This is a genomic window from Oxalobacter aliiformigenes, assembly GCF_027116575.1.
Taxonomy (GTDB): Bacteria; Pseudomonadota; Gammaproteobacteria; order Burkholderiales; family Burkholderiaceae_D; genus Oxalobacter; species Oxalobacter aliiformigenes.
In genome coordinates this window covers 1,868,084-1,888,947 of the sequence record NZ_CP098252.1, presented here as the reverse complement: position 1 = coordinate 1,888,947, position 20,864 = coordinate 1,868,084, and the positions used below count along the sequence as shown (strand labels likewise).

At 49.6% G+C, this 20,864-nt stretch carries 19 protein-coding genes; 14 read left to right on the top strand and 5 right to left on the bottom strand.

Going from position 1 to position 20,864, the window contains the following annotated elements:
* The first annotated feature begins 187 nt into the window (after positions 1 to 187).
* Both scpB and rluB read left to right on the top strand, forming a co-directional pair.
* On the top strand, positions 188 to 742 hold the full coding sequence (scpB, locus tag NB647_RS08745) for an SMC-Scp complex subunit ScpB (RefSeq protein WP_332880069.1): 555 nt from the start codon (positions 188 to 190) through the stop codon (positions 740 to 742).
* Between the two features lie 78 nt (positions 743 to 820).
* On the top strand, positions 821 to 2,320 hold the full coding sequence (gene rluB / locus NB647_RS08740; RefSeq protein ID WP_416143586.1) for a 23S rRNA pseudouridine(2605) synthase RluB: 1,500 nt from the start codon (positions 821 to 823) through the stop codon (positions 2,318 to 2,320).
* Positions 2,321 to 2,339: 19 nt separating this feature from the next.
* On the opposite strand, the gene nth is transcribed toward rluB, so the two are convergent.
* The 4 genes from nth to fdxA all read right to left on the bottom strand — a co-directional run bounded on the left by nth (position 2,340) and on the right by fdxA (position 5,306).
* Positions 2,340 to 2,981: an endonuclease III gene (gene nth / locus NB647_RS08735; protein WP_269283053.1), complete on the bottom strand. Its 642-nt coding sequence runs from the start codon at positions 2,979 to 2,981 to the stop codon at positions 2,340 to 2,342.
* A gap of 121 nt (positions 2,982 to 3,102) precedes the next feature.
* Positions 3,103 to 3,738, bottom strand: coding sequence for an RnfABCDGE type electron transport complex subunit B (locus tag NB647_RS08730; protein ID WP_269283051.1), 636 nt, complete (start codon positions 3,736 to 3,738; stop codon positions 3,103 to 3,105).
* Between the two features lie 82 nt (positions 3,739 to 3,820).
* Positions 3,821 to 4,879 carry an NAD(P)/FAD-dependent oxidoreductase gene (locus NB647_RS08725; protein WP_269277811.1) on the bottom strand — a complete coding sequence of 353 codons (1,059 nt, stop codon included), beginning with the start codon at positions 4,877 to 4,879 and terminating at the stop codon, positions 3,821 to 3,823.
* 103 nt (positions 4,880 to 4,982) lie between these two features.
* Positions 4,983 to 5,306: a ferredoxin FdxA gene (gene fdxA, locus NB647_RS08720; RefSeq protein WP_269283048.1), complete on the bottom strand. Its 324-nt coding sequence runs from the start codon at positions 5,304 to 5,306 to the stop codon at positions 4,983 to 4,985.
* 400 nt (positions 5,307 to 5,706) lie between these two features.
* Here fdxA and tig point away from each other — a divergent pair, with 400 nt between their 5' ends.
* The 4 genes from tig (at position 5,707) to lon (ending at position 11,695) form a co-directional block, all read left to right on the top strand.
* Positions 5,707 to 7,050 (top strand): trigger factor, encoded by a 1,344-nt coding sequence (tig, locus tag NB647_RS08715; protein WP_269283046.1) that lies wholly within the window; start codon positions 5,707 to 5,709, stop codon positions 7,048 to 7,050.
* Between the two features lie 43 nt (positions 7,051 to 7,093).
* The gene (clpP, locus tag NB647_RS08710) at positions 7,094 to 7,717 is read left to right on the top strand and encodes an ATP-dependent Clp endopeptidase proteolytic subunit ClpP (protein ID WP_269264216.1); all 624 of its coding nucleotides are present in this window, start codon (positions 7,094 to 7,096) and stop codon (positions 7,715 to 7,717) included.
* Positions 7,718 to 7,851: 134 nt separating this feature from the next.
* Entirely contained in the window at positions 7,852 to 9,123 is a 1,272-nt protein-coding gene (gene clpX / locus NB647_RS08705; protein ID WP_269283044.1) for an ATP-dependent Clp protease ATP-binding subunit ClpX, read from the top strand.
* 160 nt (positions 9,124 to 9,283) lie between these two features.
* Positions 9,284 to 11,695 carry an endopeptidase La gene (gene lon / locus NB647_RS08700; RefSeq protein ID WP_269283041.1) on the top strand — a complete coding sequence of 804 codons (2,412 nt, stop codon included), beginning with the start codon at positions 9,284 to 9,286 and terminating at the stop codon, positions 11,693 to 11,695.
* A gap of 44 nt (positions 11,696 to 11,739) precedes the next feature.
* Here the strand turns inward: lon and NB647_RS08695 are convergent, their stop codons facing one another.
* Positions 11,740 to 13,260: an NAD(P)H-hydrate dehydratase gene (locus NB647_RS08695; protein WP_269283039.1), complete on the bottom strand. Its 1,521-nt coding sequence runs from the start codon at positions 13,258 to 13,260 to the stop codon at positions 11,740 to 11,742.
* A 265-nt stretch (positions 13,261 to 13,525) separates the two neighbouring features.
* Here NB647_RS08695 and rpsB point away from each other — a divergent pair, with 265 nt between their 5' ends.
* The 8 genes from rpsB (at position 13,526) to rseP (ending at position 20,821) form a co-directional block, all read left to right on the top strand.
* Positions 13,526 to 14,263 (top strand): 30S ribosomal protein S2, encoded by a 738-nt coding sequence (rpsB, locus tag NB647_RS08690; protein ID WP_269264212.1) that lies wholly within the window; start codon positions 13,526 to 13,528, stop codon positions 14,261 to 14,263.
* A 92-nt stretch (positions 14,264 to 14,355) separates the two neighbouring features.
* Entirely contained in the window at positions 14,356 to 15,264 is a 909-nt protein-coding gene (tsf, locus tag NB647_RS08685; RefSeq protein ID WP_269264211.1) for a translation elongation factor Ts, read from the top strand.
* Positions 15,265 to 15,347: 83 nt separating this feature from the next.
* Positions 15,348 to 16,064 carry a UMP kinase gene (gene pyrH / locus NB647_RS08680; protein ID WP_269264210.1) on the top strand — a complete coding sequence of 239 codons (717 nt, stop codon included), beginning with the start codon at positions 15,348 to 15,350 and terminating at the stop codon, positions 16,062 to 16,064.
* Between the two features lie 65 nt (positions 16,065 to 16,129).
* Complete coding sequence (gene frr / locus NB647_RS08675; protein ID WP_269264209.1) at positions 16,130 to 16,690, top strand: ribosome recycling factor; 561 nt, start codon at positions 16,130 to 16,132, stop codon at positions 16,688 to 16,690.
* 19 nt (positions 16,691 to 16,709) lie between these two features.
* On the top strand, positions 16,710 to 17,441 hold the full coding sequence (gene uppS / locus NB647_RS08670) for a polyprenyl diphosphate synthase (RefSeq protein ID WP_269264206.1): 732 nt from the start codon (positions 16,710 to 16,712) through the stop codon (positions 17,439 to 17,441).
* A 3-nt stretch (positions 17,442 to 17,444) separates the two neighbouring features.
* Positions 17,445 to 18,263: a phosphatidate cytidylyltransferase gene (locus NB647_RS08665; RefSeq protein WP_269283037.1), complete on the top strand. Its 819-nt coding sequence runs from the start codon at positions 17,445 to 17,447 to the stop codon at positions 18,261 to 18,263.
* Between the two features lie 3 nt (positions 18,264 to 18,266).
* The gene (gene ispC / locus NB647_RS08660) at positions 18,267 to 19,454 is read left to right on the top strand and encodes a 1-deoxy-D-xylulose-5-phosphate reductoisomerase (protein ID WP_269283035.1); all 1,188 of its coding nucleotides are present in this window, start codon (positions 18,267 to 18,269) and stop codon (positions 19,452 to 19,454) included.
* On the top strand, positions 19,451 to 20,821 hold the full coding sequence (gene rseP / locus NB647_RS08655; protein ID WP_269283033.1) for an RIP metalloprotease RseP: 1,371 nt from the start codon (positions 19,451 to 19,453) through the stop codon (positions 20,819 to 20,821). The genes ispC and rseP overlap by 4 nt, the downstream gene beginning before the upstream one ends.
* Positions 20,822 to 20,864 lie beyond the last annotated feature (43 nt).

Below are 20,864 nucleotides of genomic sequence, written 5' to 3'. Positions count from 1 at the left end.
ATCAGGCCGGAAAATATTTGGATAAGGCCTGGTTTTTCAGCTCGCGCCGGATCGGGATCATCCCGTTCGGGGTTCCGGTCAGGACGCCTTGCCTGATTCGGGTTTTCTGGCAAAAGTATCGTTTTTACCGGATCATACTTCGGTGGTATGTCCGGCCAATGAAATTATTCGGGTTTCCTTGATTCGTATGAATATTGCAGAGGAAAAGAAAATCCTCGAGGCGGTACTGTTATGTGCACAGGAGCCATTGTCATTACAGGATATGGCAAATTTGTTCATGGACGAAGGGATAGCAGGCAAGCGAGCCAGGGATCATTGCCGCCTGATTCTTGAAGAGCTGAAACATGACTGGGCAGACAGGGGGCTGGAACTTGTGAATGTCTCGAATGGCTGGCGATTCCAGAGCCGCGCTGAAATGAAGCCCTATTTCGAACGGTTGCGTCAGGAGAAACCGCCGCGTTACAGCAGGGCGACAATGGAAATCTTGGCCATTATCGCCTATAACCAGCCTGTTACCCGAGGTGATATCGAGCGGATCAGAGGAGTGACTGTCAATGCACAGTCGATCAGGTCGCTGGAAGAAAGAGGCTGGATCGAAGTGGTCGGGCACAGGGAAGTTCCAGGAAGACCTGCGCTGTTTGCCACGACTGCACAGTTTTTAAGTGATCTCGGACTGGTGTCTCTGGAACAGTTGCCGCCGTTGCAGATCCTGCAGGAATCGGATATTGCGGACTCGCTATGAAACATCGGCAGTTTTCTCCGGAAACGGGGAACTGGCGGAATGTCGGATTGCATGAGTAAGATTGAAATGAATGAGAATATGGAAGTGACTTTTTTGCCGGCTGAGGGCATGGTAAATATGACAGGCAGTGATGTGGCGAATAAAAAGCGGCAACCCAAGAAAAGGCCGGTACGTCGTGATGCGGAAAAACGGACTGGTAGGAACGAAGAGAGAGAGAATATATCTCTGTCAGGGCCGGTTGCCCGTCAGGATGAAGGAACAGGGGATAACATGTCCGGTACCGTCAGTGCCGATATCGATAACCCGGATTCTGTTACCGGATTGGCCAATGCAGCTAAAAAAACGGTGACAGCAAAGCGTACCGGTCGCAAGAATTTGCCTAAGGCGGAAAAAAAGGCGTTTTCCAACAAAAACGAGGTAGATGAAGTTTTCAGGTTTGTCACTTCCGATGATTTTGACAGAATGAATGAAGCCGGTGATGACTCTGTAGTGGCAAAAGCCAGCGGTTTTTCACAGAAACAGAAAAAAGTTCGGCGGGATCTGACCGCAGAGGATGATGCTCCGAAGCTGCATAAAGTACTGGCAGATGCGGGATTGGGGTCGCGTCGCGATATGGAGGAACTGATTATTGCCGGACGTGTTTCCGTCAATGGCGAACCGGCTCATATCGGCCAGAGAATTCTTCCGTCCGATCAGGTACGAATCAATGGAAAACTGCTCCAGCGGAAAGTGGCAAAAACTCTGCCGAGAGTGCTGACTTATCACAAGCCGGCGGGTGAAATTGTCAGCCGGGATGATCCCGAAAAAAGGCCATCCGTCTTTGATCGTTTGCCTTCGCTAAAGAACAGTAAATGGCTGGCCGTCGGTCGACTGGATTTCAATACGGAAGGATTGCTGCTGTTTACCAATTCGGGCGATCTGGCGAACCGGTTGATGCATCCGCGTTACAATATCGAACGTGAATATGCGGTCAGAACGCTTGGCGAACTTGAGGAAGGCATGCGCCAGAAACTGTTGGCTGGCGTTGATCTGGGCGATGGTATCGGCCAGTTTTCGAAAATTGTTGATGGTGGTGGTGATGGTGCCAACAAATGGTATCGCGTGACTATCGGTGAAGGACGGAACAGGGAAGTAAGGCGCATGTTCGAGGCGGTAGGCCTGACAGTCTCGCGTCTGATCCGAACCCGCTATGGGGCGATAACGCTTCCGCAATCGCTCAAACGTGGCCGTTGGGATGAGCTGGAAGAAAATGCTGTCAGAAATCTTCTTCGCCTTTCCGGTCTGGAAAGCAAAGGCGGCAAGAAAACACCGAAAGAAACCAATTCCCGCAATGCCGGTGAAAAATTCCCGGGATTTCAGAAGTCGGAGTCGCTCTCGATACGGGAGTTGCAAATGCAGGGGCAACGGCAGAAAAAGAACCAGAATGGACAAAAAGGGAATTCACGCAGCCGTCAGCCTGATCCCTTGCAGACCTCATTCGGATATATCGGTATGGAACAACCGGTGTTGAAAAACGGAGCATCCGCACGCAATCGTGGAAGAGGACAGCAAGGCCTGCAGCGTCGCCGTTCCCGATAAAAGGAAAGAAACGCCGGTATCAACCGGCGTTTGGTATTTTGTCAGGATATTCGCAAAGATCGCTGATCAGACAGCCGGAACATTGAAATGCCTTGGCCTTGCAGACATAACGACCATGAAGCAACAGCCAGTGATGTGCATTCATCATGAATTTTGGCGGAATGACTTCGACGAGCCGCTTTTCGACTTCCAGAACATTTTTCCCGGGCGCCAGTCCGGTTCTGTTGGATACGCGGAAAATATGGGTATCGACAGCCATCGCATTCTGATGAAATGCCGTGTTCAATACGACATTGGCCGTTTTGCGGCCAACTCCGGGAAGTGCTTCCAGATCTTCTCTGTTGTCTGGTACTTTTCCATGATGTTTTTCCAGCAATATTTCCGACATTCTTACAATATTTCTGGATTTGGTCGGATAAAGATTGATTGTTTTTACATAAGGCATCAGGCCTTCCGTACCGAGCTGTACAATCGCTTCAGGTGTGTTCGCGACCGGGTACAATTTTTCCGTTGCCTTGTTGACGGAAATATCTGTTGCCTGTGCCGAGAGAATAACGGCAACCAACAGTTCAAAAGGTGACTTGAATTGCAATTCGGAACGGGGATCGGGATTCGCTTTTTCAAAGCGTTCGAACATTTGGACTACTTTTTCCGGAATCATAAAGCGACGAAAGCAAACGGGATAAACGGGATTTCAGACAAAACCGATATAATGCCACTTTTTCAGATATTGTGTCGCCGGTATGTCTGGATATGGTGTACAGTCCGTGTTCGGACAATTGTCATGCCATTGTACCGGGTGTTTTTGAACGGGCTTTGGCACGTTCCATTATTTTCCTGAGAGTGTCGGATTTCCGGGATTTGTCTGTCAGGGCAGAAGGTCGGGCCGATTCGTTTCCCTTTTCCTGTTGTAACCGGAAAGACCTTCGTTCGTATCTTTCCCGTGCCTGTTGTGCCTGCCTGAACGACCAGGCATCCCAGCCTGTTTTTTCCCCCGAAACGGGTTTCATTTCGATACAGTCCATCGGACAGCGCTCAAGGCATCGTTCGCAGCCTGTACAACAGGAACTGATAACGGTATGCATCATTTTTACGGTACCGACAATGGCGTCGACAGGACAGGTCTGAAGGCATAGCGTGCATCCGGTACATCTTGATTCATCGATTTCGGCAATGGCGTACGGTTTTTCGACTCCGCAGGAAGCATCCAGAACCGGTTCGCAGACATTCAGCAGTTCGGCCAGCATGTGTATGCCGGTCTGGCCACCCGTGGCACATCGGTTGATATCGGCGTTGGCCGTTGCGATTGCTTCTGCATACATTCTGCAATTATCGAAACCACAATGTCCGCATTGCGTTTGCGGTAACAGACGCAAAATTTTTTCGACGGTCAACCCTTTTTTTTCCAGGATATCCACTTTACTTGTTCCGTCTAATAGGCAGGAGTATCAGAAAAAAAGCCGTTAACAGACGCTAACGGCTTTGGTGAAGATGTTGCGATCAGTCAAAAACCGGTGTTTCCACTCCAAGGACCTTGTGCAGTTTGGGAGAGGTCGTCGTGTATTGCAAATGGATTTTCTTTTGCGGAAAAACAAATGGTGCAGCAGCAAAAGCGGCCAGAGCGGCTTCATGAAAACCTGAAAGAATCAGTTTTTTCTTGCCCGGATAGATGTTGATATCCCCGACAGCAAAAATGCCCGGAATGTTGGTCATGAATTTTTCGGTATCGACAACGATTTGCCTGCGGTCGATTTCCAGTCCCCAGTCGGCGATAGGGCCGAGTTTTGGCGACAGCCCGAAAAAGACCAGAAGACAATCCAGTGGAAGCCGGCGGGTTACTCCATCCAGACCGGTGACCTTGATTTCAGTCATTTTTCCGTCTTTGCTTTCAAAACCGGTGACTTGCCCGGTCAGCGCCTGCATGCAGAAATCCTCGCAAAGGGCTTTCATTTTGGTTACGGAAGCCGGTGCGGCGCGATATTCTTCGCGACGGTGCAGCAACACGACGGATTCCGCGATATCGACCAGTTTCAGGGCCCAGTCCAGAGCAGAATCACCGCCGCCGCAGACGACCAGATTTTTGCCGCGGAACATTTCGGGATCTTTTACACGATAGAAAAGCTGTGATCCTTCAAACTGTTCGATTCCGTCCACTTTCAGGGTACGTGGCTGGAAAGCGCCGACACCTGCAGCGATGAATACGGTCTTGGTAATGAATCGGGTGCCGATGGATGTTTCAAGATCGAAACGGCCATCCTCGCGGCGTTCGACCTTGACGACTTCCTGGCCGAGATGGAAGGTGGGGCTGAACGGTTCGATCTGTTTCATCAGATTGTCGGTCAGTTCCAGGCCGGTGCAACTGGGTACGGCGGGAATGTCGTAGATCGGTTTGTCAGGATACAGTTCGACACACTGGCCGCCAACGACCGGCAATGAATCGATTACATGCGCCTTGATTTCCAGCAGTCCCAGTTCGAATACCTGAAACAGACCTACGGGGCCCGCACCGACGATGACGGCATCGGCTTCAATTGGCATATTGTCAACTTTGGCTTCCATTATTGCTAAGATTCCTGTGTAAGACCGGTTGTCTGACGAAAAGATGCCATGAAAGAAACGACATGACATCCGGACAACGACAGTACGAGGTGTTGAGAGAAATTTATTTAATCAAATGAATAATCTTGTTTTTGACGTCTTTCCATTTGTCTGCGTCAGGCAATGGATCCCTGGAACGGGTTATCGTCGGCCATTTTTGCGAGAGTTCGGCATTCAGTACAATATATTCCTGCTGGTCGGCAGGGACATCCTCTTCAGCAAAAATGGCTTCGGTAGGACATTCCGGTACACAAACTGCACAATCAATACACTCGTTCGGATTGATCACCAATGTATTGGGGCCTTCGTGGAAACAGTCGACAGGGCACACATCCACACAGTCAGTGTATTTACAAAGCACGCAGGCGTCGGTGACAACGTGAGTCATAAATCGTCCTCTTGGTTATTCAACAGGTGACCGGTTTTTCAAGACAATATAGAATAATTCGGTCCTGTAAAAACAAGACATTCTAATGTAAATGGACTCATCTCACAAATGGTGAATGAGAAAAGGTCGCAATAACGGTCTTTGTGGAAAAAGATGATGGTGTTTCCACAAACGGTTCCTCTTTTTCCTGTTTTTGAATGTTATCAACGGAATTTTGCTGCAATTCATCAATTTCGGATAAAATGTCGAACTGTTTTTATGGATAATTGCCTTTTGTTTGAGTCTGTACGCGCCTGGGGCGGGTATGGCCTGACAAGAGGCATGTTTATTTTTTTAACAAATAAGAAACGGTTCGGGACCGGTCTGCCGGTTTCAAGCCACGATTTTTTGGAATAGATACATGGCAAACGCTGTTGAAAACCTGGAAAAGCTCGAAAGACGTCTGACGATTACCATCCCCGTTACTGACATTACGACCGAAGTGGAAAAACGTTTGAAAGAACGTGCACGTACTGCCAAAGCTCCAGGTTTCAGGCCTGGCAAGGTTCCGATGAAGATGGTCGCGCAGATGTACGGCGCGCAGATCCAGAATGAAGTCATCAATCACAAAGTGGGAGCGGCTTTCAGCAAGGCTGTTCAGGACAATGGACTCCAGATCGCGGGCGCTCCGCGTTTTGAGGAAAAAACAGGTGATGATGTTGCGCAGGACGAAGTGGCGTTTTATGCCATTTTCGAAGTTTATCCTGAAGTCAAGATTGGCGATCTGGGAACGATTGAGCTGGAAAAAGCCGTTGCCGGTGTCACGGATGCCGAAGTGGACAGAACCATTGATATCCTGAGAAAACGTCAGGCACACTTTCATGTCAAGGGAGAAGACAGTGAACACGGAAAAGGTAACGGCAGCGTTGTAGCGGAAGATGGCGACCGTGTGACGATCGATTTTACCGGTCGTATCGACGGTGTTGAATTCGAAGGCGGCAAAGCGGAAAACTTCCCCTTTGTCCTCGGCGAAAAACAGATGTTGCCGGAATTCGAGGATGCTATCCGGGGGATGAAGACAGGTGAAACAAAAGTCTTTCCACTGACTTTTCCGGAAAACTATCATGGCAAGGATGTGGCTGGTAAAACATCGGAATTCACTGTTGAGGTCAAGAAAATCGAATGGGCACATTTGCCTGAAGTCAATGAGGAATTTGCCAAGGCACTTGGTGTCAAGGATGGCAGTGTTGAAAAATTGCGTGAAGACATCAAGACCAATCTGCAGCGTGAAGTCAAGAATCGCCTGATCGCCATCAACAAGAATCGTGTCATGGATGCCTTGATCAAGGTGTCCGAATTCGATATTCCGCAATCGCTGGTCAAGCAGGAAATCGGCGAATTGACCGAGTTGACACGACGGGATCTGGCTGTCCGCAATCCGTCCCACAAGGATGTTGCCTTGCCTCCGGAACTGTTTACGGCACAGGCTGAAAAACGGGTTCGTCTCGGCATGATTCTGGGCGAATTGATGAAAGACAATGTTCTGGCGGTCTCTGCTGATAAACTGAAAGAAAGAGCCACCGAAATTGCTTCCAGTTACGAAAATCCGCAGATGGTCATCGATTATTATCTGAATGAACTCGGCCGCCGCAAGGAGCTGGAAGCGATGCTGATGGAAGAAAACGCGATGGATTATGTTTTCGGCAAAGCCAAGGTTGTTGAGAAAGAAGTGCCGTTCGATGAACTCATGGCTCAGCAAATGTAATACGAAAGTTCCGGATTTTCATCTATTTAGACAGGAATAGCAAATGACACAGTTTCATGATTCTGCACTGGATGCCAGAATGTTGGGCATGATCCCCATGGTGATTGAACAGAGTGGCCGTGGAGAAAGGGCTTTTGACATTTACTCCCGGTTGCTGAAAGAAAGAATCATTTTTCTTGTCGGGCCGGTAACCGATCAGAGTGCTAATCTGATCGTTGCCCAGTTGCTGTTTCTGGAAAGTGAAAATCCGGAAAAGGATATTTCCCTGTATATCAATTCACCGGGCGGTTCTGTTTCGGCCGGTATGGCGATTTACGATACGATGCAGTTCATCCGGCCACAGGTTTCGACATTGTGTACCGGACTGGCTGCATCGATGGGCGCTTTTCTTCTGGCTGCCGGGGCAAAAGGCAAACGGTTTTCGCTGCCGAATTCCCGTATCATGATTCACCAGCCTTCAGGAGGAGCACAGGGGCAGGCAACTGATATCGAGATACATGCACGGGAGATTCTTTATCTCCGCGAACGTTTAAACAGCATTCTGGCCGGCAATACCGGCAAACCCGTCGAACAGATTGCCCGGGATACCGAACGAGACAATTTCATGTCTGCTGCTGAAGCAAAAGATTATGGACTGATCGATGAAGTACTGGTCAGTCGAAACTGACTGAAGGCTTTGTGTTGAAGGCCCGAACTTGATGTTCGGGCGTTTTTTTCGATGCACACTGTCAGAATTTGCGGTTTGTGTTATCTTTCTAACCGTCATTTTTTATATTAAATCTTATACCTGTTCATATACTCATGTCGGAAAACAAATCTACATCTACCGAAAAAATGCTTTATTGCTCGTTTTGCGGAAAAAGCCAGAACGAAGTGAAAAAGCTGATTGCGGGACCCTCTGTCTATATTTGTGACGAGTGTATTGATTTATGCAATGACATTATTCGTGAAGAATTGCTTTCTTCAGGACAGGACAAGGAAAACGGTTCCGAATTGCCGACACCCAAAGAAATCTGCAATTTGCTGGATCAGTATGTTATCGGGCAGGAACAGGCGAAAAAAATACTTTCTGTCGCCGTTTACAATCATTACAAACGCCTGAAATACTATGGCGGAAAAAACGATGATGTCGAACTGGCTAAAAGCAACATCCTGCTGGTCGGCCCTACGGGATCGGGTAAAACGCTTCTGGCGCAAACGTTGGCACGAATGCTCAATGTTCCGTTCGTCATCGCGGATGCCACTACGTTGACGGAAGCCGGTTATGTCGGGGAGGATGTCGAGAACATTATCCAGAAACTGCTTCAGAATTGCGATTACGATGTCGAAAAAGCCCAGAGAGGCATCGTTTATATTGATGAAATTGATAAGATTTCCAGAAAATCGGATAATCCTTCCATCACTCGTGACGTGTCAGGCGAGGGTGTGCAGCAGGCTCTTCTCAAGCTGGTGGAAGGCACGATGGCATCCGTTCCGCCACAGGGCGGACGCAAACATCCGAATCAGGATTTCATCCAGGTCGATACGTCAAATATCATGTTCATTTGCGGTGGCGCATTCGATGGATTGAGCAAGATCATTGCAAACCGGTCTGAAAAGGGCGGTATCGGATTTTCGGCGACGGTAAAAAGTCCGAGTGAGAATACCGGAAACGAGATACTCCTGAACGTCGAACCGGAAGATTTGATAAAATTCGGACTGATTCCGGAATTGATCGGGCGTCTTCCTGTCGTTGCGGTTCTGAACGATCTGACAGAAGATGCATTGATCGATATTCTCGTTAAACCTAAAAACGCGTTGGTAAAACAATATACGAAGCTTCTTGAAATGGAAGGTGCAGAGCTTGAAATACGGCCTGAAGCACTTCATGCCATTGCCCGAAAGGCACTGGAACGCAAAACTGGCGCTCGCGGACTCCGTTCCATTATGGAACAGCTGCTGCTTGACGTCATGTACGATTTGCCGACAGAAAAAAATGTCATCAAGGTTGTCATTGACGAAAACACCGTGACAAATGAATCAAAACCTTTATTGATTTATCAGGATAAACAGAAAATTGCCGCTCAGAACTGATCGTGTTTGGAGCTGTCTGGCTGGTCAGTGTATTTTCGCTTTTGGTGGCAAAGACTTATATATCTGTCACCCAGCTTTTCAGTGAATTTTTCGATATTTGGCCTTGTAATTTCCAGAATAAGGCCAATATCATCATTATGCTCATTACATAAGGTTTGTCATGATGACTTCTATTGATACAAAGCCGTCTAGATTTCCATTGCTTCCATTGCGGGACGTCGTCGTTTTTCCGCACATGGTTATCCCGCTTTTCGTGGGAAGGCCCAAGTCGATTCATGCGCTTGAAACGGCAATGGAAACCGAAAAAACCATTATGCTCGCTGCACAGAAAACGGCCGCGAAAGATGAACCGACTGCAGAAGATATTTATGAAATAGGGTGTATCGCGACCGTATTGCAAATGCTCAAGCTGCCTGACGGAACAGTCAAGGTGCTGGTCGAAGGCGTGCAGCGCGCCAGGATATCGCATGTCGAAGCCGGTGAAAATCATTTGCTGGCCGATATACTGCCTGTGGATTCAGTCGGCGAAAATGAACCTGAAATCGAAGCCATGAGACGCGCCATTGTTCAGCAGTTCGAACAGTACGTCAAACTGAACAAAAAGATTCCGCAGGAAGTCGTCGCATCATTGTCTTCCATTGACGAGCCGGGTCGGTTCGCCGATACGATTGCCGCTCATTTGCCGTTGAAACTGGAGCAGAAACAGGTGGTTCTCGAGATGGTCGATATCGAGAGACGTCTTGAATATCTTCTGGAAAGACTTGAAAGCGAACTCGATATCATGCAGGTCGAAAAGCGTATTCGTGGTCGCGTCAAACGCCAGATGGAAAAATCGCAGCGTGAGTATTACCTGAACGAACAGGTCAAGGCTATCCAGCGTGAATTGGGTGAAGGGGAAGAGGGTGCTGATCTTGAAGAACTGGAAAAACGGATTACGGCAGCCAAAATGCCCAAGGAAGCGAAAGACAAGGCGATGGGCGAGTTGAGGAAGCTGAAGTCCATGTCTCCGATGTCGGCGGAAGCGACAGTCGTGCGCAATTATATTGAGACGCTGGTTTCACTGCCCTGGCGGAAGAAGTCCAAAGTCAACAACGATCTTGCCAATGCGGAAAAAGTTCTGGATAACGATCACTACGGACTGGAAAGAGTCAAGGAACGTATTCTGGAATATCTTGCCGTTCAGCAGAGAGTTGACAAGGTCAAGGCACCTATTCTGTGTTTTGTCGGACCTCCTGGGGTAGGCAAGACTTCTCTCGGACAGTCCATAGCACGCGCAACCAACCGCAAGTATGTACGAATGGCTCTGGGGGGAGTCCGTGATGAGGCGGAGATCCGCGGGCACCGCCGTACCTATATCGGAGCCATGCCCGGCAAGATTTTGCAGAGCCTGGTCAAGGCCGGTGTGCGCAATCCGCTTTTCCTGCTGGATGAGGTGGACAAGATCGGTGCCGATTTCAGGGGAGATCCAGCAGCGGCGTTGCTGGAAGTGCTGGATCCGGAACAGAATCATACGTTTTCCGATCACTATGTCGAGGTGGATTTCGACTTGTCTGATGTGATGTTTATCGCAACATCCAATTCCTACAATATTCCGCCTGCCCTTCTGGACAGAATGGAAGTCATCCGCCTGTCCGGTTATACGGAAGACGAGAAAACGAGCATTGCACAACGTTATCTGTTGCCCAAACAGATGAAGGGCAATGGTCTGAAAGAAACGGAGCTCTCGATTACCGAAGCGGCTATTCGTGACATTATCCGTTATTACACACGGGAAGCCGGTGTACGCGCACTTGAACGGGAGATTTCCAAAATCTGCCGCAAGGTCGTCAAGATGCTGTTATTGAAAAAACAGAATCGCAGAATTGTCGTGACTCCCAAGAATATCGACAAATTCCTCGGTGTCCGTCAGTTCGATTTCGGTATTGCCGAAAAGGAAAACCAGATCGGTGAAGTGACCGGTCTGGCATGGACGGAAGTCGGCGGGGAACTGCTGACCGTGGAAGCGGTCACCGTTCCCGGAAAGGGCCAGATTATCCGGACGGGTACCTTGGGCGATGTCATGAAAGAGTCTATCGAAGCGGCCAGAACGGTAGTGCGCAGTCGGGCCAACAATCTGGGTATCAGAAACGAGGCTTTCGAGAAAAAGGATATCCATATCCATGTACCGGAAGGAGCGACTCCGAAAGACGGACCGTCCGCGGGTATTTCGATGGCAACGGCACTGGTATCCGTTTTCAGTGGTATTCCGGTCAGGGCTGATGTCGCGATGACAGGTGAAATTACCTTGCGCGGCGAGGTGCTCCCGATCGGTGGCCTGAAGGAAAAACTGCTGGCTGCGTTGCGGGGCGGGATCAAGAAAGTGATCATTCCACAGGAAAATGTGAAAGATCTCGTGGAAATCCCCGACAATGTCAAAAACAAGCTGGAGATCATTCCGGTACGCTGGATCGACAAGGTCTGGGAAATCGCACTGGAACGCCAACCGGAACCCATTACGGAAGAACCGGCTGCTGTTCCTGTCACTGCAGAAAAATCCGAAAATGCCAGTGGCGGCAGTGTGGTGACGCACTGAAGTTCTGTTGAAATCGAAAAGCCCCGGATTCCGGGGCTTTTTCATTATTTTTTTGCGATACATTCATTGAGCAGATTACGGGCCACCGGAGCGATTTCCCCAGCCGTTATGCCAATGCAGCCGCGATGTTCCTTTTCCAGAATGTCGGCAGCTTTTCCATGCAGCCAGACGGCAGCCAATGCCGCCTCCCACGCGGGCCAGCCCTGCGCTATCAAACTTCCTGTCATGCCGGACAGAACATCACCGGTACCGGCTGTCGCCAGCCCCGGATTTCCGGTGGGGTTGATGACGGTTTTTCCATCGGGAGAACAGATAACCGTTCCCGATCCTTTCAGAATGGCGATGGCATTGAATTTCGTGGCAAGCTGCATGGCTGCTTTCAGTCTGTCGGACTGAATGGATATACTGTCTGTTCCGAGAAGACGTGCTGCTTCAAGCGGGTGGGGAGTGATAACCGAAGGCGGGGAACGATCGGCAAGACTTTCTTGCAATTCGACACTCTCCGCCAGAATATTCAGGGCATCGGCATCGAATAAAGCCGGTTTGCCGGATTCGATGGTTTTTTCGACATATTCTCTGGCGACAGGGGATTTGCCCAGTCCGGGGCCAATGACAATGACGTCTGATGAGAAATCGTATTGATGAGCGGCCCTGAACATTAATTCCGGTGTGACAGGGTCATAAACAGGCGGATTTTTCAGATAAACGGCATAGCACAAACCTGAGCCCGTATAGAGTGCTGTCCTTGCGGCCAGAACCGGAGCACCTGCCATTCCGTCGGCTCCGCCTACAATGGCGATACGTCCATAGCTGCCTTTGTGCGTGTCGTGAAGCCGGGGGGCAAGCAAACGACTAAACAATTTTGGAGAATTCAACCAGCACCGGGTCTCGGGAAAATATTTTTTATCGACATCCAGCGGGGCGACATGTACCTGACCGGCATAGTCGCGGCCTTTGCCGGTATGCAGTCCCGGTTTGTCGGCGAGAAATGTGATCGTGTGAGTTGCCTTAATGGCCACGGCATCCTGACCGACGACATTGCCTGTATCTGCATTCAGACCGCTTGGAACATCCAGTGCAAGGACAGGACATGAAAATGTATTGACGGTTTCGACCAGTTCGCTTCGGTTGCCGGTCAACGCTTCTTTCAGACCGATGCCGAACATGCCATCCACGACGAGGGACCAGTTTCTTTTTCTCAGTGATTCAAGCGTGGTTTTGATGGAAAGGGCATCTTCCCAGTGGATGGCGCTTTTTATGGCTTTTTGTCTGGCCAGACGAGCTTCTTCCGGTTCATTTTTCTTGCGGTTGGAAACCAGAAGAACGGAAACGGAAATGCCTGAATCGGCGAGCAGGGTGGCCATTTCAAGCGCGTCGCCTCCATTGTTCCCGGGGCCTGCCAGAACCAGTACCGTTTTCTGTTTTTCCGGAAGGTCTGACAGAAGTGACATGGCAAGTGTAGCGGCCTGTCTGCCGGCTCTCTGCATCAGCGTTCCTGTCGGCAGATCGGCAAGGGCAGCCTGTTCAAGGGTACGGACGGCGTCAATGGAGTAAAGAGCATTCATAAGAAGATCCGGGAATGGGTGAAAATTCAGTTATATGGTCATTATCCTGTAATGGCGCTTGTGGAAAAAGAATTTTGTATCACGTTTTCGTCTCTTTTTGTCATTTAGTCACTTCAAGCGGATTTGTTTTTACAGTACAATGGTGAACTCTTGAAAGTTTTCAAGACCTTATTTGTTTTTTAACTGTAAATCGCGAATTCGGCCTGAAAGGGTGCCCGCCAGACGGGTTCTTGGGCGAATTCAAGACCTAACCCTGGAGATTATTATGTCCGTTACCATGCGTGAAATGCTGGAAGCCGGTGTTCATTTCGGCCACCAGACCCGTTTCTGGAACCCAAAGATGGCTCCTTTCATCTTTGGGCATCGCAACAAAATCCACATTGTCAATCTTGAAAAAACTCTGGCAATGTATAACGACGCGATGAATTACATCCGCCAGCTGGCAGCCAACCGCGGTACCATCCTGATGGTCGGAACAAAACGACAGGCCCGCGACATCATCGCCAGCGAAGCACAGCGTGCCGGTATGCCTTATGTCGACCAGCGCTGGCTGGGAGGAATGCTGACCAATTTCAAAACGATCCGGACTTCCATCAAACGCTTAAAGGATATGGAAGCTGCCATCGAAGACGGCACTGTCGACAAGATGAGCAAAAAAGAGGGGCTGATGTTCCAGCGTGAAGTTGCCAAATTGCAGAAATCCATTGGCGGTATCAAGGATATGAATGGTCTGCCTGATGCGCTTTTCGTCGTTGACGTCGGTTATCACAAGGGCGCTGTTACCGAAGCTGCCAAACTCGGCATTCCTGTTATCGGTGTAGTCGATACCAATCATTCGCCAGAAGGACTGGCTTACGTCATCCCGGGCAATGACGATTCTTCCAAGGCGATCCAGCTTTATGCTCGCGGCGTCGCCGATGCGATTCTTGAGGGACGTGCCAGTGCCATGCAGGACGTTCTGGAAGCAGTAAAGGGCGAGGAAGTCGCTGAAGAAGGCAAATGATGATGTGCGTCATTCCGGAGCCGATCCGGAATGATTCGTAAAAAATATTCAGTAAAAACGGGGGCGTCTGCCCCCTTAGCAAGGAGAACAGTATGGCAGTCATTACAGCAGCTATGGTAGGCCAGCTGCGTGCGAAAACCGACGCCCCGATGATGGAATGTAAAAAAGCATTGACCGAGGCGAATGGTGATATTCAGAAAGCGGAAGATATCCTGCGGGTCAAACTGGGCAACAAGGCTTCGAAAGCGTCCAGTCGTATCGCCGCTGAAGGGGTTATCGCCATTCATGTGGATGGGAATGCGGCATCTATTGTCGAAGTAAACTGCGAAACCGATTTCGTCACGAAAAATGATGATTTCATTGCATTGGCCAATGCATGTGCCAAACTGGTGGCGAATGACAATCCTGCCGATGTGGCGGCGTTGTCTGCTTTGCCTATGGATGGAAAGACGGTGGATGAACAGCGCAAGGATCTGATCGGCCGTATAGGAGAAAACATGTCCATCCGGCGTTTTGCACGTCACCAGACGGATGCGAAAATCGCTTCATACTTGCATGGTTCCCGTATTGGCGTCATTGTGGAATACGATGGCCCGGACGAGCAGGTCGGCAAGGATGTCGCGATGCATATCGCGGCCATGAAACCCGCTGCATTGTCGGCCGAACAGGTTGATCCGGCATTGATTGAAAGAGAACGTTCGATTGCCCAGCAAAAGGCCGAGGAAGATTCAGCCAAGGCGGTTGCGGAAGGCAAGAAGGCTCAGCCAGCCGATATCATCGCCCGTCGTATCGAAGGTTCCGTTCAGAAATTCCTGAAGGAAGTTTCCCTGCTGAATCAGCCTTTTGTCAAAAATGACAAACAGTCTGTCGGCCAGATGCTGAAAGAAAAAAATACAACGATCAAGTCTTATACGTTGTATGTTGTCGGTGAAGGTCTGGAGAAAAAATCGGACGACTTTGCCGCGGAAGTTGCCGCGCAAATGGCGGCAGCCAAAGCTTGATGCTTTCAAACGGGCCGAAAGGCCCGTTTTTGTAAGGTTTTGTTATTTTTCATTTTTAGGCTGCAAGATAAGGAATTCAGGGTATGACCAGTCCACTTTACAAGCGGGTTCTTCTGAAATTGTCAGGTGAGGCTCTTATGGGGGAAGACCAGTTCGGCATCAATCGTGCTTCCATTGAGCAAATGGTCGGTGATGTGGTTGACGCTGCAAATCTGGGAGTGGAAATGGCCATCGTGATCGGTGGCGGCAATATTTTCCGTGGTGTCGCTCCAGGTGCCAAGGGAATGGACCGTGCGACAGCCGATTATATGGGAATGCTGGCTACCGTAATCAATTCGCTGGCGCTGGCCGATGCCATGGAGCAGGCCGGGCTGACAGCACGTGTCATGTCTGCCATCGGTATCGATCAGGTTGTCGAATCCTATGTGCGGCCGAAAGCGCTTCAGTACCTTGAAGAAGGCAAGGTTGTTGTCTTTGCTGCCGGAACGGGCAATCCTTTCTTTACGACGGATACCGCAGCAGCATTGCGCGGTGCGGAAATGGGGGCGGAAATCGTTTTGAAGGCAACCAAGGTCGACGGCGTGTACAGTGCGGATCCGATGAAAGATACCTCTGCAACGCGGTATTCACATATCACTTTCGATGAAGCGATCGAAAAACATCTTGAGGTGATGGATGCTGCCGCTTTTGCATTATGTCGCGATCAGAAATTGCCGATCAAGATATTCTCGATTCTCAAGCATGGCGCCTTAAAGCGGGTTCTTCTTGGTGAAGATGAGGGAACACTTGTCCATATTTGAAACAGAACCGATATAATGCCAGTGCCTAATGGCTTTTTACTGAATATTTTGCAAGAGGGTGTTTCATGAATATTGCCGAAGTGAAAAAAAATGCCGAACAGAAAATGAACAAATCGGTCGAATCGCTGAAAGCCGATTTGGCCAAGGTACGTACTGGCCGCGCTCATACCGGCATTCTCGACCATATTCAAGTCGATTATTACGGTTCTCCTACCCAGATCAGCCAGGTCGCCAATGTCACTCTGATCGATGCGCGAACCATTTCGGTTCAGCCTTGGGAAAAAAAGATGGTCAGTGTTATCGAAAAAGCCATTCGTGACTCCGATCTTGGCCTGAATCCATCTTCTGTCGGCGATATTATTCGTGTACCGACTCCTCCGTTGACCGAAGAACGTCGCAAGGAAATGGTCAAACTGGTCAAAACGGAAGGTGAGGATGCCAAGGTAGCTGTCCGCAATATTCGCCGCGACGCAAACGAATCACTGAAGAAAATGGTCAAGGATAAGGAATGTTCGGAAGATGACGAACGTCGTGCTCAGGACGATATCCAGAAATTGACGGACAGGTTCGTTCAGCAAATCGACAAACTGTTGACTGAAAAAGAAAAAGAAGTCATGACCGTTTGACGGATTCGTCATTTCAGACATGTCCGACAATATTGTTTCCGGTAAGGTTGTCATGCCCCGACATATTGCCATCGTAATGGATGGCAATGGTCGTTGGGCGAAAAAGCGTTTTTTACCGCGTGTAGCTGGACATGCCAAGGGTGTCGAGGCCATCAGGCGTACCATTGAAGGGTGTATTTCACGCGGAATTCCTTATTTGACGGTCTTTGCGTTCAGTTCGGAGAACTGGAGCAGACCCAGTGAGGAAGTCGGTTTTCTGATGAATCTGTTTCTGTCCACTCTTGAAAAAGAAACGGACAGATTGGATGCAAACAATATCCGGTTGAATGTCATTGGCGATATCAGCCGTTTCGATTCGAATCTCCAGGAAGCGATTGCACGGGCACAGGATAGGACATCGGCCAATACGGCATTGACATTGACGGTATGTGCCAATTATGGTGGACGGTGGGACATACTGCAGGCGGTCAGGAGGATGTCGCAAGATGGTATTGGAATGGCGGAAATGACAGAGAAACGACTCGCTTCCTATCTTGCGCTGTCTTACGCTCCTGATCCCGATCTGTTCATCCGTACCGGCGGAGAAAAACGGATATCCAACTTTCTCCTCTGGCAGTTGGCTTATACCGAGTTATACTTTACTGATATATACTGGCCCGATTTCGATGACAGGGAGCTGGAAAAGGCAATTCTGTCTTTTAAGTCCAGGGAAAGACGATTCGGGAAGACAAGTGAACAACTAGTGATATGATCGATGCTGAAAAAACGCATATATACTGCCATCTGCCTTGCAGCGGTTCTGTTTCTGGTTTTATGGTCGCAAAGCAGTAGGCTGTTTGGTCTTTTCCTTCTGGTGTTTTTCTGCGCGGCGTCGTGGGAAAATGCGCGGCTGTTCGAAAACCGTCATCCGTTTGTGATGGCGGCGGTTTCCGGAATCGTTTTTATCGTGGCGCTGTTGTGGTTTCCTGAAGATGCTTATGTCCTGTGTATCGTGGCGTCGGTGGCGATCTGGATTCTTTTTCTCATTCCTTCCCTGTTTCGCGAGTTGCCGAAACCCGGTACGGTTATGGCTTATCTGTATCAGCTGCTTTACTGGTTATCGATTCTGGGAAGTTTCCTTTCCGTATATGTTCTGTACATCCGCTCTGCTGTACTGCTGCTTTCGATTCTGATGATTGTCTGGCTGGCCGATATCGGTGCCTATTTTGCCGGAAGAGCTTTTGGAAAACGCAAACTGGCTCCCGCGATTTCTCCCGGCAAGACCTGGGAAGGAGTGGTAGGGGGATTGTGTGCGGTGATCGTGGCAGCCGTGGTGGTGGTATGGCTGATTCCGCTGGAGGACAATATTGCATTGAGGATATATGTACGCTATGGTCCGGTTGCCATGCTGGCTGGTCTGGTTCTGCTGGTAGCGCTGAGCATTGTCGGTGATCTGCTGGAATCGAAGCTGAAACGGCGCAGGGGATTCAAGGATAGCAGCAATCTGTTGCCGGGACATGGTGGAGTTCTGGACCGGATTGACTCGCTGATTCCCGTGTTGCCACTGGCTGTTTTGTTGGGAGTGTGGTTGTAAATCATGACAGCAAATCCGCAGCGTATCACTGTACTGGGGTCTACAGGCTCTATTGGTGTGTCCACATTGGATGTCTTGTCCCGGCATGGTGAGCAATATGTCGTTCATGCACTGACAGCGAACAGACGTATCGATGAGCTGTTTCGGCAATGTGTGCAATTCTGTCCGGAAGTCGCCGTGGTCGGGACGGCAGCGGATGCCCTGATACTGGAAAAAAAGTTGCGTGCAAAAGGTATCGGGACAGAAGTTTTCCATGGTGAAAAAGCATTGTGCGACATCGCGGCTTCTTCGCAGTGCGATGCTGTTATGGCTGCTATTGTCGGTGCAGCAGGGCTTGCTCCTGCCCTGGCCGCGGCCCGTGCAGGGAAAAAGGTCATGTTGGCCAACAAGGAAGCACTGGTTATGTCAGGCCAGCTCTTTATCGATACGGTCATCGCCAGTGGCGCAACGCTTCTGCCGATTGACAGTGAGCACAATGCCATTTTCCAGTGCCTGCCGGCGCAGCATAAGCGTTTTCCGAACGAACATGGCGTTTCCAAGATTTTGCTGACGGCATCGGGAGGTCCCTTTCTTCACAGACCTGTCGATACACTCGATAGTGTTACACCGGAACAGGCAATCGCTCATCCGCGTTGGGTCATGGGCAGGAAAATATCCGTTGATTCAGCAACGATGATGAACAAGGGACTCGAGGTTATTGAAGCGCACTGGCTTTTCGGTATTCCGGCCAGCCAGATTGAAGTCGTTATACATCCTCAAAGTGTTATTCACTCCATGGTTTCTTATATCGATGGGTCGGTTATCGCGCAACTGGGCAATCCGGATATGAGGATTCCGATTGCACATGCGCTTGCCTATCCGGACCGGATGTTTTCCGGTGTCACTCCACTGGATCTGGCGAGAATCGGTACCTTGCAATTCGAGTCTCCGGATTTCGTACGTTTTCCGTGTCTGAAGCTCGCGTATGAAGCGCTGAAAACAGGCGGGGCAACTCCTGCGATTCTCAATGCCGCCAATGAAGTGGCCGTTCAGGCTTTTCTGGATCAGCGTATCAGTTTCCGTCGTATTGACGACGTCGTCGCACGTGTGCTGGACAAAGTGACAACAGAAAGTTCGATTACGGGAATCGACAGCGTTTTGATGCATGACCGGGCTGCCCGGACGGTCGCCACAAGTCTGATTTTGCAATGATAATCATTCAAACAATACTGGCTTTTATACTTGCGCTGTCTGTATTGATTGTCATTCATGAACTGGGTCATTACTGGATGGCACGTCTGTGCAATGTCAAGGTTCTGCGATTTTCATTGGGGATGGGCAAGGTCCTTTTCAGTCGCGAATTCGGGCCGGATAAAACGGAGTGGGCCATTTCGGCATTGCCGCTTGGAGGGTATGTCAAGCTTCTGGATGCAAGATCGGATGATTTGGGGACAGTCTCTGAAGAAGACAGAAAGCGGGAATTTACGAGCCAGAATGTATGGCGCCGTATGGCTATTGTGGCGGCAGGTCCGTTGGCCAATTTCATACTGGCGATTGTTGTGCTGACCGGATTGTATATTTATGGTATGCCGGAACCTGTGGCCAGGCTTCGGGAGATTCCTGAAAATACCGTAGCCTACAGGGCAGGCCTGAGAGGTGGAGAAACCATAGTGGCCATTGATGACATGCCGATCCATAACTGGCAACAGGTGCGATGGAAGATGACGGAAGTTCTGATGGAAGAACGTCCGGCCGTTTTGCTGACGTATGTAAAGCATAACAAGAACGATGATGACAAAACCGGGCCTGTTACGGTCATTCTGCCGACAGATCATCTGTCGATAGAAGATGTTGACAAGGATTTTATTGGGAAACTGGGGTTGTCCGTTGAGCGGCCTCCGGCTGTGATAGCCGCTGTCGAAGCGGGAGGCATAGCGGAAAAAGCGGGCTTGAAAAAAGGGGATAGGGTTATCGGGATAGATGGAAATCCGGTTATCGACTCATTGGCCCTGATTATTGCCGTACGGAATTCTCCCGGCAAACCCATGGCTCTGGAAGTCATGAGGAATGGTCGGCCCGTTGCCGTTTCGTTAACTCCTGCAGCCAGGCCGGAAAAAGACCAGCTTGTCGGCAAAATGGATGCCATGGTTTCTGTCATGCCTGAGATGACGGTGTTGAGTTACAGTGTTCCTGTCGCATTGGCCGAAGGCGTCAGCAAAACATGGGAAACATCGGTTATTACGGTGAAAATGATCGGAAAAATGATAACAGGTGATGTTTCGCTGAAAAATATTACCGGTCCCATTGCCATAGCCGATTATGCGGGGCAGACGGCACGTGCCGGCCTGATTCGTTATCTGCATTTTATTGTTTTTATCAGCATCAGTATCGGGGTGATGAATTTGCTGCCCATACCTGTGTTGGATGGTGGTCTTTTGCTGTATTATGCTGTGGAAGTTGTGACGGGTGGTTCCATTCCTGAAAAAGTGGCAACGATAGGTTATAAAATCGGAATGGGCATCCTGGGAATATTGTTGCTGATTGCCGTTTTTAATGATGTCGTCCGTCTTTTTTTCTGAATGATGATTAACAGTATGGATGGATATCTCTGTTTGCATCTTT